The sequence below is a fragment of the Brevirhabdus pacifica genome (assembly GCF_002797755.1).
In the GTDB taxonomy this organism is placed as follows: Bacteria; Pseudomonadota; Alphaproteobacteria; order Rhodobacterales; family Rhodobacteraceae; genus Brevirhabdus; species Brevirhabdus pacifica.
This window is the reverse complement of record NZ_PGFI01000011.1, coordinates 38,298-53,522: the sequence shown is the minus strand read 5'-3', so window position 1 is coordinate 53,522 and position 15,225 is coordinate 38,298. Positions and strand designations below refer to the sequence as shown.

General features: G+C 67.1%; 14 protein-coding genes. 5 read left to right on the top strand and 9 right to left on the bottom strand.

Annotation, left to right across the window (positions count from 1 at the left end):
* Both CLV77_RS00455 and CLV77_RS00450 read left to right on the top strand, forming a co-directional pair.
* Positions 1–1,581 carry a gamma-glutamyltransferase family protein gene (locus tag CLV77_RS00455; RefSeq protein ID WP_076979746.1) on the top strand — a complete coding sequence of 527 codons (1,581 nt, stop codon included), beginning with the start codon at positions 1–3 and terminating at the stop codon, positions 1,579–1,581.
* 51 nt (positions 1,582–1,632) lie between these two features.
* Positions 1,633–2,019 carry a rhodanese-like domain-containing protein gene (locus tag CLV77_RS00450; RefSeq protein WP_076979747.1) on the top strand — a complete coding sequence of 129 codons (387 nt, stop codon included), beginning with the start codon at positions 1,633–1,635 and terminating at the stop codon, positions 2,017–2,019.
* Between the two features lie 161 nt (positions 2,020–2,180).
* On the opposite strand, the gene hspQ is transcribed toward CLV77_RS00450, so the two are convergent.
* Positions 2,181–2,507: a heat shock protein HspQ gene (gene hspQ / locus CLV77_RS00445; protein WP_076979748.1), complete on the bottom strand. Its 327-nt coding sequence runs from the start codon at positions 2,505–2,507 to the stop codon at positions 2,181–2,183.
* Positions 2,508–2,589: 82 nt separating this feature from the next.
* On the opposite strand from hspQ, the gene CLV77_RS00440 reads away from it, so the two are divergent.
* Both CLV77_RS00440 and CLV77_RS00435 read left to right on the top strand, forming a co-directional pair.
* On the top strand, positions 2,590–3,471 hold the full coding sequence (locus tag CLV77_RS00440) for an AEC family transporter (protein WP_076979749.1): 882 nt from the start codon (positions 2,590–2,592) through the stop codon (positions 3,469–3,471).
* A gap of 75 nt (positions 3,472–3,546) precedes the next feature.
* Positions 3,547–4,128 carry a transglycosylase SLT domain-containing protein gene (locus tag CLV77_RS00435; RefSeq protein WP_076979750.1) on the top strand — a complete coding sequence of 194 codons (582 nt, stop codon included), beginning with the start codon at positions 3,547–3,549 and terminating at the stop codon, positions 4,126–4,128.
* Positions 4,129–4,226: 98 nt separating this feature from the next.
* Here the strand turns inward: CLV77_RS00435 and CLV77_RS00430 are convergent, their stop codons facing one another.
* From CLV77_RS00430 to CLV77_RS00415, 4 genes are all read right to left on the bottom strand, one after another.
* Positions 4,227–4,832 carry a LolA family protein gene (locus CLV77_RS00430; RefSeq protein ID WP_076979751.1) on the bottom strand — a complete coding sequence of 202 codons (606 nt, stop codon included), beginning with the start codon at positions 4,830–4,832 and terminating at the stop codon, positions 4,227–4,229.
* 231 nt (positions 4,833–5,063) lie between these two features.
* Positions 5,064–8,222: a DNA translocase FtsK gene (locus CLV77_RS00425; protein ID WP_076979752.1), complete on the bottom strand. Its 3,159-nt coding sequence runs from the start codon at positions 8,220–8,222 to the stop codon at positions 5,064–5,066.
* Positions 8,223–8,234: 12 nt separating this feature from the next.
* Complete coding sequence (locus CLV77_RS00420) at positions 8,235–9,413, bottom strand: aminotransferase class I/II-fold pyridoxal phosphate-dependent enzyme (protein ID WP_076979753.1); 1,179 nt, start codon at positions 9,411–9,413, stop codon at positions 8,235–8,237.
* Positions 9,414–9,606: 193 nt separating this feature from the next.
* Positions 9,607–10,944 carry an amidase gene (locus CLV77_RS00415; RefSeq protein ID WP_076979754.1) on the bottom strand — a complete coding sequence of 446 codons (1,338 nt, stop codon included), beginning with the start codon at positions 10,942–10,944 and terminating at the stop codon, positions 9,607–9,609.
* A gap of 101 nt (positions 10,945–11,045) precedes the next feature.
* Here CLV77_RS00415 and CLV77_RS00410 point away from each other — a divergent pair, with 101 nt between their 5' ends.
* Entirely contained in the window at positions 11,046–12,338 is a 1,293-nt protein-coding gene (locus CLV77_RS00410) for a UbiH/UbiF/VisC/COQ6 family ubiquinone biosynthesis hydroxylase (protein ID WP_076979755.1), read from the top strand.
* Between the two features lie 42 nt (positions 12,339–12,380).
* Here CLV77_RS00410 and CLV77_RS00405 read toward each other — a convergent pair whose 3' ends face one another.
* The 4 genes from CLV77_RS00405 to CLV77_RS00390 form a co-directional block, all read right to left on the bottom strand.
* A complete protein-coding gene (locus CLV77_RS00405) occupies positions 12,381–12,563 on the bottom strand; it encodes a Trm112 family protein (protein WP_076979756.1) in 183 nt (60 codons plus the stop codon).
* Complete coding sequence (locus CLV77_RS00400; protein ID WP_076979757.1) at positions 12,560–13,231, bottom strand: LON peptidase substrate-binding domain-containing protein; 672 nt, start codon at positions 13,229–13,231, stop codon at positions 12,560–12,562. Before CLV77_RS00400 ends, CLV77_RS00405 begins: the two co-directional genes overlap by 4 nt.
* A gap of 16 nt (positions 13,232–13,247) precedes the next feature.
* Positions 13,248–14,168, bottom strand: coding sequence for a thioredoxin family protein (locus CLV77_RS00395; RefSeq protein WP_076979758.1), 921 nt, complete (start codon positions 14,166–14,168; stop codon positions 13,248–13,250).
* 104 nt (positions 14,169–14,272) lie between these two features.
* A complete protein-coding gene (locus CLV77_RS00390; RefSeq protein ID WP_076979759.1) occupies positions 14,273–15,061 on the bottom strand; it encodes an exodeoxyribonuclease III in 789 nt (262 codons plus the stop codon).
* Positions 15,062–15,225: the final 164 nt, after the last annotated feature.

Genomic DNA, 15,225 nt, shown 5'->3' with positions numbered 1-15,225 from the left:
ATGCGCGACTTCCAACAGCCGGGACGCTCGACCGTCATCGCTACCAATGGCATGTGCGCGACATCCCATCCGCTGGCCGCGAAAGTCGCCGTCCAGATGCTGGAGGCGGGCGGCAACGCGGTCGACGCCGCCATCGCCGCCGGCGTCCTTCTGGGCATCTGCGAGCCGCAGATGACCGGTATCGGCGGCGACTGCTTTGCCCTCATCAAGCCCGGCGACAGCGACGACATCGTCGCGATCAACGGCTCTGGCCGGGCGCCGGCGGGTCTTTCGGCGGAAAAGCTGCGTGCGCAGGGGCATGCCGAAATGCCCCAGGGCAGCGCGCATACCGTCACCGTCCCCGGCGCAATTGACGCCTTCTGCCGGATGTCGGCGGAACACGGTCGGATGGGTCTGAAAGCGGTTCTCGCCCCCGCCATCCACTATGCCGAAGCGGGCGTGCCCGTGGCCGCCCGCACCGCCTTCGACTGGGTCAACGGGGCCGAGAACCTGCAGGGCGCTGCCCGCGACAGCTATCTCGCCAATGGCCAGCCGCTGAAGGTCGGCCAGATCTTCCGTTCTCCCGGCCAGGCCGAGGCCCTGCGACTGGTTGCCGAACACGGGCGCGCCGGTTTTTACGAGGGGCCGGTCGCCCAGGACATGCTGGCCGCCCTGCGCGCCGCCGGCGGCACCCACACCGAGGAGGATTTCGCCCGGACCGAGGCCACGGTGGGCACACCCGTCTCGGGTCAATACAAGGGGTTCGAGCTGGTCGAGCATCCGCCCAACGGCCAGGGCGCGACCGCGATCCTGCTGGCCAATATCCTGGCACAGTTCGACGTGGCCGCGATGGACCCCATGGGCGCCGACCGCCTGCACCTGGAGGCGGAGGCGACAAAGCTTGCCTATGACGCGCGCAACCGCTTCATCGCCGATCCGGACCACACCGAGAGGCTAGACCACCTGCTGGACATGGGCACGGCCAAAAAGCTGGCGGCGTTGATCCGCATGGACAGCGTGCTGCCCGACGCCTCGGCCGCGGCGGGGGGCGTGCACAAGGACACCGTCTACCTGACCGTCGTGGACCGCGACCGCATGGCCGTCTCGCTGATCTATTCGATCTTCCGCGCCTTCGGCTCTGGCATCGCGTCCGAGCGTTACGGTATCTTGTTCCAGAACCGTGGCATGGGCTTCACCCTGCAAGAGGGTCACCCGAACGAGGCCGGCGGCGGCAAGCGTCCGATGCACACGATCATTCCGGGCATGCTCAAGCGCGACGGCCGTTTGCTGATGCCCTTCGGCGTGATGGGCGGGGCCTACCAGGCCACGGGCCACGCGCGGTTCCTGTCCAACATCGCCGATTTCGGAATGGAGCCGCAGCAGGCCATAGACGCCCCCCGCGCCTTCGCCGAACAGGGCATCCTGAAGGTCGAGCGGGGCTATTCCGACGCGGTGCGCGCCGACCTGTCGGCCCGCGGCCACCGGGTCGAGGTGCCCGAGGTCGCGATCGGCGGGGCGCAGGCAATCCTGATCGACGACGAGGGCGGCACGCTGCACGGCGCCTCGGATCCGCGCAAGGACGGCTGCGCACTGGGCTACTGACGGATATAATGGCGGGGCGATGCCCCCGTGAAACTGTGGAGAAGACCGAAGATGGCAATCACGCCGGTAAAGAAACTGGTCGAACAGGCCAAATCCGAGATCGAGTCGCTGACCCCGCGCGAGGCCAAGCAGTTGGCCGATGATGGCGAGGCGCTGCTGCTGGACATCCGCGACGTGCGCGAACTGGACCGCGAGGGGCGCGTCCCCGGCGCCAAGCACGCCCCCCGCGGCATGCTGGAATTCTGGGTCGATCCCGAAAGCCCCTATCACAAGGAAGCCTTCGCCACCGACCGCAAGCTGGTGCTGTTCTGCGCCTCTAGCTGGCGCTCGGCGCTGGCGGCCAAGACCCTGCGCGACATGGGGGTCGAGAACGTGGCCGAGATCGAGGGCGGCTTCAAGGCTTGGGTCGAAAGCGACCTTCCCGTCGACAAGGACTAGGGATTTCGGGGAACCGGAGGGCCGCATCGGCCCTTCCGGAACCGCCACTTGAACGGGCGGGGCCGACCGTTGGCGTCAGGCCGCCCGAAGCCTGCGGGCAGGGGCCCGCGCGGGGCCCGATTGTCCGGGATGGCAGGTGTGTGGCCGGCTCGCCTCGGGGCTCAGTTCAGCTGGAAGTGCAGCGGGTAGCGCCCGTTCTCGAAATCGCCGAACAAGTCGGGAAGATCGGGATGTTCGACCGGCTCGCCGGTCTCGTCCGCGATCAGGTTCTGTTCGGACACATAGGCCACGTAGTAGCTTTGGTCGTTCTCGGCCAGAAGGTGGTAGAACGGCTGATCCCGCCGGGGACGGCTGTCCTCGGGGATGGCATCATACCATTCCTCAGTGTTGGAAAACCTGGGATCGACGTCGAAGACGACCCCGCGGAACGGGTGCCGTTTATGTCTGACCACCTGGCCAAGGTGATATTTGGCCTTGAGTTTAATCATTGTTGCAACCCCCGTGGACCGTTACTAGACGATTGATCGGGGGCCTGTCCATGATACGGGCGCTTTTGCGGGGAAACAGTCTGTGAACCTTGTTTTGACAGTCTTGCAGACTGTTGCGCCTGTTTTTCTGCTGGGTGCGATCGGTTTCATCTGGGTCAAGCTTGGGTTCGAGTACCGGGTCGCCTTCGTCACCCGCATGGCCATGACCCTGGGGATACCCTGCCTGATCTTCGTCGCCCTGATGAAGACCGAGATCGAGCCTGCCGCGCTGACCACCGTCTCGCTGGCCGCGATTGTCGCCTACGCCGTCGTCACGATTGCCAGTATCGCCGTGGTCAAGCTGAACGGTCTGGACCAGCGGACCTACCTGGCGCCCCTGATTTTCGGCAACACCGGCAACCTGGGCCTGCCGCTGGCGCTTTTCGCCTTTGGTGACGCGGGGCTTGGCTATGCCGTGGTGATCTTTGCCATCATGGCCGTCTATTCTTTCACGGCGGGGATCTGGCTGGTTTCGGGCGGGGGCAGCATCGTCAAGGTGTTCCAGGAGCCGCTGGTTGGAGCCACGCTTCTGGGCGGGCTGTTCCTGTGGCAGGGATGGCAGACCCCGGTCTGGATCACCAACACGCTGGAGCTGATCGGCCAGATGCCGATTCCGCTGATGCTGATCACCCTTGGCGTGGCGGTGGCGCGGCTGCATCCGGGCGGCATGGTGCGGGCCTTCTGGATATCGGCAGCCAAGCTGGTGATCTGTATCGCCGTGGCCTGGACCGTCGGCCTTTGGTTCGAGCTTCCTCCGGTGGCTTTTGCAGTGCTGGTCCTTCAGATCACGACCCCCGTGGCCGTCACCTCCTACCTGCTGGCCGAGAAATACGGTGCCGACAGCGACGCGGTGGCGGGGCTTGTCGTGGCCTCGACCCTGATCTCGGTCCTCGCCATTCCGGCGACGTTGGCAATTCTCCTCTGAGCCGCGATCAAGCCCATTCAAACCCGGCGTGAAATGGGTTAATCTTGGCGCAACTATAAAAAATGGCTGAGGCTCATGAGCAGACTGATCGCGTTGTCCGCATTCCTGTTCCTTGCTGCGTGCTCGGGCTCGGGATATTCGCCGCCCCGCAATCTCGACAACGCCTGCGAGATTGTCAGGGAACGACCGGCATATTTGAAGGCAATGAAGAAGACCCAGCGGAAATGGGGCGTGCCCGTCGCGACCCAGATGGCGGTCATCTATCAGGAATCGAAATTCATCGGCGATGCCCGCACGCCGCATAAATACGCCCTCGGGGTGATCCCGATGGGCCGGCAAAGCTCGGCCTATGGCTATGCGCAGGCGCTGGACGGCACCTGGGACGAATACCTGGCTTCCGAAGGGGGCTGGCGCGCCAAGCGGCACAAGATCGAGGACGCGACCGATTTCATCGGCTGGTACTTCAGCAAGACCGCCGAGCGGAACGGCGTCGCGCTGAACGACACCCGCAACCAGTACCTGGCCTATCACGAGGGGCGGACCGGTTACGCCCGCGGCAGTTACCGCAGCAAGCCGTGGCTGATGACAGTGTCGGACAAGCTGCAGGACCGGGCGGTGCGCTATCACATGCAGCTTCTGAGTTGCCGCCAGATCTAGGATCGCCCCTTCCTGAAAAAGAAAAAGCCCTCGCGGAGATGATCCGCGAGGGCTTTGTCGTGACCCTGCCCAAGAAAGGGCCGGGCGCACGGCGCGGATCAGTTCAGGCCGCGCGCCTGGATCTCCTGGGGGATATTGAAGAGGCGTGCGCCGACGCTGGCGCCGTTCTTCAGGCTGTTGAGGATGACGGTCGTCTTCTGACCGCTGTCGTCGGTCACCACCCACTGGCGAAGCTCGACCGGGCTGCCGGTGAAGACCAGGCGGATGTTGCCGTATTCCGGATGCTGAGGGTCCTGTGCGACGACCGTGGTGGACTTGGCGTCCGCGCTGTGGCCGATGACCATGCCCGACCGTCCAAGGTTCACGTTCTTCTCGAGGATTATCTTCAGCGGCGTCCGGCTCAGCGGGAACTGGTCGGGGGGCGTGTTCGACTTGGGGTCGAAAACCGCGACCTTGCCGCCGCCGGCAATCACCAGGCTGCGATCGGGGGGATCATATTCGAACCGCATCCGGCCCGGGCGCTGGATATACAGCTTGCCCGTGGTCATGGACCCGTCGGGGTTGATCTGGGTGAACTTGCCCGACGCGTTCTTGATCGTGTTGAGATAGCCCGAGATCTCCCCAAGGGGGATCTTGGCGGCGAAAGCCGGACCGGCGGCCAGCAGGCCGGCGGCACCAAGCAGGAATGAGCGACGTGTGTTCATGAAATCTATCTAGGTGCTCCACGTGGATATTGCAGGCAAAACGTGCTCACGTTCTCGCCAGTTCCACGTTGCGCGCAAACCTTTGTCCTGCAAGGGGTTTGCCCGTCCCTGCCCCGTGGCCACAAAGGCGATGCGCGCCTGCCCAGCGCCGGTTTCGTGATCGGCCGCGCCCGACCGGGTCGCGGCGAGGGCGGGCAAGCGCAGGGGCGCGCGATTCGGCGCCCCCGCGCATCAGCTCTGTTCGGGGACCAGGATCTCGCGCTTGCCGACGTGGTTGGCGGGGCTGACCAGCCCTTCCTCCTCCATCTGCTCAACCAGGCGCGCGGCCTTGTTGTAGCCGATCGCCAGCTTGCGCTGGATGTAGGAGGTCGAGCATTTGCGATCCTTGATGACGATCGCGACCGCCTGATCGTAAAGCGCGTCCTCGCTGTCGGTGTTGCCGCCAAGACCAAGCACCGCATCGATGTCGCTGCCCTTCTCCTCGTCCGGTCCCTCGACGACGCCACCGACATAATCGGGCGGGCCATAGGACTTGAGGTGGTTGACGATCTCCTCGACCTCCTCGTCCGAGCAGAAGGGACCGTGCACGCGGGTGATCTTGGCACCGCCCGCCATGAACAGCATGTCGCCCATGCCCAGAAGCTGCTCGGCGCCCTGTTCGCCCAGGATGGTGCGGCTGTCGATCTTGGAGGTCACCTGGAAGGAGATCCGGGTGGGGAAGTTGGCCTTGATCGTGCCGGTGATGACATCGACCGACGGGCGCTGGGTGGCCATGATGAGGTGGATGCCCGAGGCCCGCGCCATCTGCGCCAGACGCTGGATGCAGGCCTCGATCTCCTTGCCGGCGACCATCATCAGGTCGGCCATCTCGTCGACGATGACGACGATGTAGGGGATCGTCTCGGGCTTGAACTCGTCGGTCTCGAACACGGGTTCGCCGGTCTCGTCGTCAAAGCCGGTCTGGACGGTCCGCTTGAACATCTCGCCCTTTTCAAGCGCGTCGCGGACCCGGCCGTTGTAGCCTTCGATGTTGCGCACGCCCATCTTGGACATCTTGCGATACCGCTCTTCCATCTCTCCGACGACCCATTTCAGGGCGACGACCGCCTTCTTCGGGTCGGTGACCACGGGCGACAGAAGGTGGGGAATGCCGTCATAGACGCTGAGTTCCAGCATCTTCGGGTCGATCATGATCAGCCGGCATTCGTCGGGCGACAGCTTGTAAAGCAGCGACAGGATCATGGTGTTGATCGCCACCGACTTGCCCGAACCGGTGGTGCCCGCGATCAAAAGGTGGGGCATCTTGGCAAGGTTCGCGACGATGGGATCCCCGCCGATGTCCTTGCCAAGGGCCAGCGGCAGGCGCTGGTTGCCGTCGCCGAAATCGCGGTGGCTGAGAATCTCCCGCAGGACGACCTTCTCGCGGTGTTCGTTGGGAAGTTCGATGCCGATGACCGAGCGGCCGGGCACGGTCGAGACACGCGCCGACAGGGCCGACATCGACCGGGCGATGTCGTCGGCCAGGCCGATCACCCGGCTGGCCTTGAGGCCCGGCGCGGGCTCCAGCTCGTACATGGTGACGACGGGGCCGGGGCGGACCGAGACGATCTCGCCCTTGACGCCATAGTCGTCGAGCACGTTTTCCAGCATCCGCGCGTTTTCTTCCAGCGCCTCGTCCGACAGGTGGTGCCGCTGGATCTCGGCGGGGTTGGTCAGAAGCGACAGCGGCGGGCTTTCGTATTCCGGCAGCGGCGCATCCTCGAACCGCAGGTCGGGCTGGGCCTCCTGCCGGGCCTGGCGGCTGGGCTGGGCCGGCTTGCGGGGGCTGTGCTGGACGACCTTGCGCGGCTCGTAGGCCGGGATGCCGGGAACCGGGGCGGCGTCGGGCGCGGTGCGGCTGACCACAGGCTGGAACATGGGGCGGGGCGCGCCGCCGGGGGCCGACTGTTGCGACAGCGCGTCGTGGTCGTCCTCACTGTCTGCCAGGGAATCATATCCCTCGTAGGGGTCCTCATGGCCGTATTGGTCCAGACCCTCTTCATAAGCGGCAGCATAGGGATCTCCGGCGAAGGGATCGTCGCCGAAGGGATCGGAGGAGTCGCCATGGGCGGGCGCGGCGTCGAAGGCGTTCATCGCGCCCGAGGCCGCGGCAGAGGCGGCTCCGATGCCCGCACCGGCGGCACCGGCGGCGGATCCAACCCCCGCCCCCGCGATCGAGGCGGCGAGTGCGGCGGCGGTGGTGCCGCTTTCGGCAACGCCCGCGCGCGGTCCGCGGTCGGCGATCAGCGGCTGCGGGCCGCGGGGATGGCGGCGGGCGGCGGCAACGACCGGCGGCTCGCTGCGGGTGGTCAGGATCGGTGCCGCGCGCACGCGGCTCTTTATGACGCTGGCGATTTTTTCGCGGATGCGGTCGTCGTCGGGTGCCGCGACCTCCAGGTCCGGCGCAACCTGCGGCGACACCAGTTCGGGCACCGGGTCGGGGGTGCGCCGGATCAGCGAGGTCACACCCGAGAGCAATCCGCGCCGGGGCGCCGGATCGTCGAAATCCTCGTCGTCCAGCAGGTCGGGTTCGACCTCGGGCTCGGTGCGCGCGCGGGTGACGCGGGCGGTCCGGCTGAGGGAGGGATCGGGCTGGCGCGCGTCGCGCTCGGCGCTCGATGCGGCGCGGGCGGCGGCACGGGCTTCGCGCCCGGCGGCGTGGCGGTCCTGAAGGCCCTGTGCCCCCTGGGCCGCGCGCATCGCACCCTGACTGGCCAGCCGAACCGTGTGGTCATAGGCCAGGATCACGCCGACCAGCATGAAGCGCCCGATGCCCCGCAGCTCGGCCATGCTGAACCCCAGCACGAATAGCGCCGTCACCACGGTGATCGCGGCAACAAGCACCGACAGGCTTTTCAGCCCCAGCGAGGCGCTGACGGGGATCACGCCCAGGAAGGCGCCAAGGATCGTGTCACCGAACAGGCCGCCCAGGCCGAAGCTGTGGGACCAACCCTCGAACGGCACGTGGGTCGAGGCAAGGACAGCCCCCAGCGCCACCGCGATCGGGGCAAAGATCACCCGGCCCAATGCACGCTCTTCGCCGATGTGGAACAGGAAACGCCCGCCCCAGACCAGCAGCGCCAGCGCGATGCCCCAGCCGCCGAGGCCCACGATCACGAACAGCGGCGAGGCCAGCGAGGCCCCGAACCGTCCGAAGAAGTTGCGCGCTGGCTCGTCGGTTGCCGACAGCCAGCTTGGATCGTCGGGCACATAGGTTCCCAGCACCAAGGCCACGCAGAGGCCCAGCGCGATCAGGGCAATGCCCAGAAGCTCCTTGCCGCGGCGTTCGATGGCGGCCTGCATTTTGCGGTCCAGCAGGGGGTCCCTGGAGCGTGCCTGATAAGATGCCATGTGTCTCGGTCCTTATCCGTAGAGGCAGTCGCGAAGGCTGGTCAGCCCGCGCTGCATTTCGTCCTGATCCACCACCAGCGCGACGCGGATATAGCCCGCGCCGGGGTTGTGCCCGTCCACCTCGCGCCCAAGATAGGCCCCCGGCAGCACGCGCACGCCCGTCTGCTGCCACAGCTTCAGCGCGGCGGCCTCGCCGTCCTCGACCGGAAGCCACAGGAAGAAGCCCGCTTCGGGGGGGTGATAGCCGGGCACATCGCCAAGGATGTCATCGGCCAGGCGGTATTTCTGCTGATAGAGGGCGCGGCTGGCCTCGACGTGTTCCTCGTCCTGCCAGACCTTTTCGGCCACGTGCTGCAACGGCAGCGGCAGCGGCGCGCCGCCGTATGCCCGCAGCCGCTTCATCGCCGTCATGCTGCGCGGCCCCGCCACGGCAAAGCCCGAGCGGATGCCAGGCAGGTTCGAGCGCTTGGAAAGCGAGTGGAAGGCGACGACACGCTCGGGGTCGGCGCCGGTCTCGGCCAGCGCCTCCAGCACGCCGGGGGGCGGCGCGTCGCGATAGATCTCGGAATAGCATTCGTCGGCGAAGATGCGGAAATCATGCTTCTCGGCCAGGCGCAGCAGCTCGGCCCAATAGGCGCGACTGGCGACAGCCCCTTGGGGGTTCGAGGGCGAGCAGACGTAGATCACCGCCGTCCGGTCCAGAAGTGCGGGGTCAAGCCCGGCGTAATCGGGCAGAAAGCCCGTCTCGGCCTCGGCGGGCACGAAGACGGGCTCGGCCGCGACGGTCAGGGTCGCCACCGCGTAGACCTGATAGAACGGGTTCGGCATCAGGACGGCGGGGCGCTGACCGTTCTTGGTTTCCGGGCACAGCGCCAGCAACGTGTTGAAAAGACCCTCGCGGGTGCCGTTCAGCGGAAGCAGGCGGGTGTCGGGATCAACCTCGACCCCGTAGCGGCGCGACAGGAACCCGGCAAAGGCCCCGCGCATGCCGGCGGTGCCGTCATTGGGGGGATAACGCCCCATGTCACGCCAGCTTTCGGCCAGAACCTCACCAATCCAGTCGGGGAAGGCGTGGCGCGGCTCGCCGATGGTCATCTCGATCCGGTCGCCGCCCGGTTCATGGACGTCGAGCAGGCTTCTTAGACGCGGGAACGCGTATTCTGGCAGGTTGGAAAACCGCTCAGGGAACATCTATGCCTCATGGTTCGGGGTCGTGCCGCCCCTTTTTTGACAGGATAGCCAAGTGGATGCTGGGGGTCCAGAGAAACCCGGGCGCGCCATCGGGGCCCGCCGGGGGCCTGTGGCTTTTGGGTTGGGGGACGGGCGGTTGTGACTCGCCCGCCCGATTTCGTGCCCCCTGCCCGCCTTGGGCCGCGGGCCGGGTCTAGCCCCGGCGCAGGGCCTTTTCGGCGGCTGTCCCCAGCCGCAACAGCCGCTCTTCGCCGCCCGAAGGGGCCAGGAACATGATCCCGGTGGAGGGCACGCCCGTCGGCAGGGTCAGCCCGGCCGAGTTCATCAGGTTGCCGATCCGGGTATTGCGCAGGGTCAGCATGTTGCGGGCCTTGAAATACTCAGGGTCCGCGGTCAGCCGGGCGATGTCGGGCGGCATGATCGCCACCGTCGGCGCGATCACCGCGTCAAAACCCGCCGTCTCGGCCAGCCACTCTTCGCGCAGGCGGTCGAGCTCCCGCCAGGCGCGGATATATTCCACGCCCGAGAAATTGGCGCCGGCGCGGAACCGCTCCAGCGTGGGGGGGTACATCACCCCCGGATCGCCCTCGATCGTCTCGCCCCAGACCGCATAGGCCTCGGTCGAGTAAAGGACCCCCGACAGCGCCTCGGCGGCGGCGACCTGGGGCATCTTGCGGCGCTCGATCACGGCGCCGGCGGCTTCAAGCGTGGCGATTGCCTGCTCGAACCCCTGGGCCGGCTGATCCTCCAGCGCGTCCAGCGCCAGCGTTTCCAGCACCATCAGCCGGACGCCGGACAGATCCGCGCCGGCTAGGTCGGCGGCCCTGCGCCCTTCCAGCACCGCCAGGATCTCGGCCGCGTCCTCGACCGTGCGGCACAGCGGGCCGACCGTGTCGAAGCGCGGACAAAGGTCCACCACACCCCGGTTCGACAGGCGCCCGGACGAGGTTTTCAGCCCCACCAGGTCGTTCCAGGCCGAAGGCACCCGCACGGACCCGCCTGTGTCCGACCCGATCCCCGCCGCTGCCAGGCCATGTGCGACCGATGCCGCCGCCCCCGACGAGGACCCACCGGGCGCCAGTGCCGGGTCGTTGATGTTGGGCGGTGTCTGGGTCGCGAGGTTCAGGCCGACGCCCGAGAAGGCAAGTTCGGTCATGTGGGTCTTGCCCAGGGCGACCGTGCCGGCCGATGTCGCGTTCACCAGAACTTCGGCATCCGCATCGGGCGTGCGCCCGGCCAGCAGCCTGGAGCCCGACTCGGTCGCGACGCCGGCGGTGTCGAAAAGGTCCTTCCACGAGATTGGCACCCCATCCAGCAACCCCCGGCGCAGCCCGTCGCGGGCGCGATTGGCGGCGGCCTCGGCCTCGGCGCGGGCGCGCTCTGGCATGGTGCGGGCATAGATGCGCGGCCCGAACTCGTGGGCGTCGATGGCGTCAAGGAACGCCTCGGTCAGCTCACGCGGATCGATGCGGCCCGCCCCGATCTCGCGGCCTAGGTCGGACGCGCTCATGTTTCGCCAGGTCTCGGACATCGCAGGTTCTCCCCCGTATTTCATGGTGATCGTCCGACAGGGCCCCGCCCCGCAGCGGACCGGCGATCACCGTTGCGCGGACGCTAGCGCGTCCGGCAGGCATGGACAATGCCGGCAGAGCCGCCATATTTCCCCCGATGACAGATGTATCCCCCACCGCCCGCCCCCAAGGCGATGTCCTGATCGTGGGATCGGGTCTGAACGGCCTCAGCCTTGCGCTGGCCCTGGCCGAGGGGGGGCTTTCGGTGCAGGTGATCGACGCCGCCCCGCGCCCCGCCGATGACCCCGACAGCCACGCCGCCTTCGACGGGCGCGCCTATGCACTGGCCCTGGGATCTCAGCGGATGCTGCGCGCCCTTGGCCTGTGGGAGAAGCTGGATGCGGTGACACAGCCGATCCTTGGCATCACCGCCAGCGACGGGCGTCCCGGCGAGGGGCCGTCGCCCCTGTCGCTGCATTTCGATCACGCCGAGATCGAAGAGGGGCCGATGGGCTACATGGTCGAGGATCGGCACCTGCGCCCCGCCCTGCTGGCGGCGGTCGCGGCCCATCCGCGGATCCGGCATGAGTGGAACGCGCGTGTGGTGGCCCAGCAGCGTGACGCCGCCGGTGTCGGCGTCACGCTGCAGGACGGCCGGGCCTTCACCGCACGGCTTCTGGTGGGATGCGACGGGCGCCGCTCGGGCACGGCAGAGCGGGCGGGCATCGGCCGGACCGGCTGGCCCTACCGGCAGACGGCGCTGGTCTCGGCCATCTCGCACGAGGCGCCGCATGAGGGCGTTGCGCACCAGTTCTTCATGCCTGGCGGTCCGCTGGCCATCCTGCCGCTGCGGGGCAACCGCGTCTCGATCGTCTGGTCCGAGCGGACCGAGGAGGCCCAGCGCATCGCGGGGCTGGACGACGCGGGCTATCTTGAGGCGCTGCGCCCCCGCTTCGGCGACTTCTTGGGAGAGATCGCCCTGGACGGCGCCCGCTTTGCCTATCCGCTAGAGTTGAGCCTGGCAAATTCCATGACCGGGCAGCGGCTGGCGCTGGTTGGCGACGCGGCACATGCGGTGCATCCCATCGCGGGCCAGGGCTTGAACCAAGGTCTGCGGGACAGCGCCGCGCTGGCGCAGGTCCTGATCGAGGCGCTGCGCAGGGGCGAGGATTTCGGGCGCGAGGATGTGCTGGACCGCTACCTGCGATGGCGGCGCTTCGATGCCACGACCCTTGCCCTGGCGACCGACGCCTTCACGCGGCTGTTCTCGAACGACAATCCCCTGCTGCGGGGGCTGCGCGACCTGGGGCTTGGGGCGGTCAACGCCCTGCCCGGCCTGCGCCGCGGCTTCATCCGCGAGGCGGCGGGCCTGACCGGCGACGTGCCGCTTCTGCTTCAGGGGCGGCGGATCTGAGACGGGGTTGGCGGGGGCGCGGATCCTGCGACCCGGCGCGGTCTACTCGACCTCCCGCGCCTCGCTTTCCAGCATGATCGGAATGCCTTCGCGGATCGGGTAGGCCAGATGCGCGGCCTTGGAGACCAGTTCCTGGCGCTCGGCGTCATAGGACAGCGGCGCCTGGGTCACGGGGCAGACCAGCGCCTCGAGCATGTGGCGGTCGAAATCGGGGCGCGTGTTCATTGCAGCACATCCTCTCCATCGCCCCGGCGCAGCGCGAAATCAATCAGGGTCGTCAGGGTCCGGCGCCGCTCGGCCAGGGTTTTGGCCTCAAGCAGGGCCTGCTTTTCCTCGGTATCGAAGGGGCAGAGCATCGAGAGCGAGTTGATCAAAAGCTCATCCTCGGCCTGTTCCAGGCTGTCCCAGTCGGCCGAAAGCTCCCGCGCGCCGAAGAAGCGGCGAAGCTGGTCCAGGAAACAGCCGCGATCAAACTCGGGATCATGCTCCACCGGGCCAAGGTCCCGCTCATAGCCCGACCAGTCCACGTCAGCCCGCAGATAGGGCGAGAAGCCGTCGACCATGCCGGTGATGCGGAACCGGCTGATTCCCGACAGGGTGATCATGTAGCGCCCGTCCTCGGTCTCGGAAAAGGCGGACAGGCGGCCGGCACAGCCGATCCTGTGCAGGCCCTGGCAACCTTCGTCGTTCTGGGCGCGGATGCCGCCCCCTTCCTCGAGGGGCTGGACCATGCCGATCAACCGATGCGGTGTCTTCAGCGTGTCGTCCAGCATCGCCAGGTAGCGCGGCTCGAAGATATGAAGGGGCAGACGGGCGCGCGGCAGCATCAGGGCACCGGGCAGCGGGAAGACCGGAACGGATCCGGGCAGGTCGGCTGCTGTAATCAGTCCCATGATGTGCCTTTCGGGCTCAGGTGAAGATCATCGAGGATAGTTTCCGCCGACCGTTAAGGGCGATGGGATCCTGCGGCTTCAGCGCGTCGAAGATCGTGAAAAGTTGGGTCTTGGCGGCCCCGTCGTTCCATTCGCGGTCCTGCCGGAAGATGTCGAGAAGCAGGTCAACCGCCTCCTGCACCTGGCCCGAGGCATGCAGCGCGATGGCCAGATCAAACTGGACCTGAAGATCGCCGGGGTTCTCGGCCAGACGGGCCCGAAGTTCGGTCACGGGGCCGGCGCTGGCGGCCTGCTGTGCCAACTCAAGCTGGGCCCTCGCGGCCTCGATCTCGGGGGCGCTGGCAATCTCGGCCGGGGCATTGTCCAGCAGGGCCTGAGCCTGCTCGACCTCGTCCATCGCAAGATGCGCGCGGATCAGGCCGCCATAGGCTGCGGCATTGGCCGGATCCTCGCCAAGGATGGCGGCGAAGGTCTGGGCCGCATCCACGGCCGCCCCCTCGGTCAGCATCTGCTCGGCCGCTTCGATCGCCTCGTCAAGGCCGCCGCTGGCGTCGCCACCCGACGCGGCCACCAGCCGGTCGATGAATGCCTTGATCTCCGAAGGGCTGACCGCGCCCTGGAAGCCATCGATCGGCTGACCCTTGTAGAAACCGTAGACAGTGGGCACCGACTGGATCCGCAGCTGTGCTGCGATCTGCTGGTTCTGGTCTATGTCCACCTTGACCATGCGCACGGCGCCACGGGCTTCGGTCACAGCCTTCTCGAGGGCGGGGCCCAGTGTCTTGCAGGGGCCGCACCAGGGCGCCCAGAAATCGACGATGACGGGGACCTCCTGGCTGACGTCCACCACGTCCGCCATGAAGTTGGCTTCGTTCGTGTCCTTGATCAGGTCCGAGGACCCGCCGGCCGAAGCACCCGTATTGCCGAATTCTAGCATCTTCCCACCACTCCGCTTGGGTTGTCGTCTTGCATGCGCCGCGCCCCGCCATCCCGGCCGGCCGCGCGGCCATTGGCCTTATATGTGGAGCGCGCCGGAATTTGTCAAAGATCGAAACTGGCGAAGACCGGCGCGTGGTCCGAGGGTTTTTCCCATCCGCGCGCCTCGCGAAGCACCCTGCTGGAGTGTCCGGCGGCGGAAATGTCGGGCGTGGCCCAGACGTGATCCAGCCGCCGACCCTTGTCCGCGGCATCCCAATCGCGGGCCCTGTAGGACCACCATGAATAAAGCTGCCCCGTGGGATGATCCTGGCGGGTGATGTCCACCCAGCCGCCCGCGTCCTGGGCCTGTGCCAGGTGCTCGACCTCAACCGGGGTGTGGCTGACCACCTTCAGAAGCTGCTTGTGATTCCAGACGTCATCCTCACGCGGGGCGATGTTCAGATCACCCACCAGCACGGACTTGCGCGGGGCCTCGGCGTGGAACCAGTCGCGCATCTCGGTCAGGTAATCCAGCTTCTGGCCGAACTTGTCATTGCGCTCCCGGTCGGGGATGTCGCCCCCGGCGGGCACGTAGAAATTGTGGACCGTGACGCCGTTCTCCAGCCGCGCGGCGACGTGGCGGGCATGGCCGAGGGTCGCGAAGTCATGGGCGCCCGCTTCCTCGATCGGCAGCTTGGACAGGATGGCGACCCCGTTGTAGCCCTTCTGCCCGCGCGCAACCATGTGCTGGTAGCCCAGGGCACGAAAGGCCTCGAGCGGGATCTTCTCGACCGGTGACTTGCATTCCTGAAGGCACAGCACGTCCGGCGCGTTCTCGCGCAGCAGGCGGCTGACGATCGGCTCGCGAAGACGAACCGAGTTGATGTTCCATGTGGCAAGCGTGAAGGCCATTGGCGATCTCCCCGGGCGGTTTTTCAGGCGCGTCCGCTGCTCATCGGATAAAAAAAGCCCCGGCACAAGGCCGGGGCAAGTCCAACAGGGAGGTTCATGTCATAACCCGGACATGAGACGGGATTGCTCAGGATACCAACCGCGCCGCGGCCCGAAGGTTCCCC

Excerpts from the sequence above, each read along its gene's own strand:
- CLV77_RS00415 (WP_076979754.1), bottom strand. The coding sequence starts at position 10,944 with ATGTCCGAGACCTGGCGAAACATGAGCGCGTCCGACCTAGGCCGCGAG.
- CLV77_RS00390 (WP_076979759.1), bottom strand. The coding sequence starts at position 15,061 with ATGGCCTTCACGCTTGCCACATGGAACATCAACTCGGTTCGTCTTCGC.
- CLV77_RS00435 (WP_076979750.1), top strand. The coding sequence starts at position 3,547 with ATGAGCAGACTGATCGCGTTGTCCGCATTCCTGTTCCTTGCTGCGTGC.
- CLV77_RS00455 (WP_076979746.1), top strand. The coding sequence starts at position 1 with ATGCGCGACTTCCAACAGCCGGGACGCTCGACCGTCATCGCTACCAAT.
- hspQ (WP_076979748.1), bottom strand. The coding sequence starts at position 2,507 with ATGATTAAACTCAAGGCCAAATATCACCTTGGCCAGGTGGTCAGACAT.
- CLV77_RS00420 (WP_076979753.1), bottom strand. The coding sequence starts at position 9,413 with ATGTTCCCTGAGCGGTTTTCCAACCTGCCAGAATACGCGTTCCCGCGT.
- CLV77_RS00405 (WP_076979756.1), bottom strand. The coding sequence starts at position 12,563 with ATGAACACGCGCCCCGATTTCGACCGCCACATGCTCGAGGCGCTGGTC.
- CLV77_RS00410 (WP_076979755.1), top strand. The coding sequence starts at position 11,046 with ATGGACAATGCCGGCAGAGCCGCCATATTTCCCCCGATGACAGATGTA.
- CLV77_RS00430 (WP_076979751.1), bottom strand. The coding sequence starts at position 4,832 with ATGAACACACGTCGCTCATTCCTGCTTGGTGCCGCCGGCCTGCTGGCC.
- CLV77_RS00395 (WP_076979758.1), bottom strand. The coding sequence starts at position 14,168 with ATGCTAGAATTCGGCAATACGGGTGCTTCGGCCGGCGGGTCCTCGGAC.
- CLV77_RS00400 (WP_076979757.1), bottom strand. The coding sequence starts at position 13,231 with ATGGGACTGATTACAGCAGCCGACCTGCCCGGATCCGTTCCGGTCTTC.
- CLV77_RS00450 (WP_076979747.1), top strand. The coding sequence starts at position 1,633 with ATGGCAATCACGCCGGTAAAGAAACTGGTCGAACAGGCCAAATCCGAG.
- CLV77_RS00425 (WP_076979752.1), bottom strand. The coding sequence starts at position 8,222 with ATGGCATCTTATCAGGCACGCTCCAGGGACCCCCTGCTGGACCGCAAA.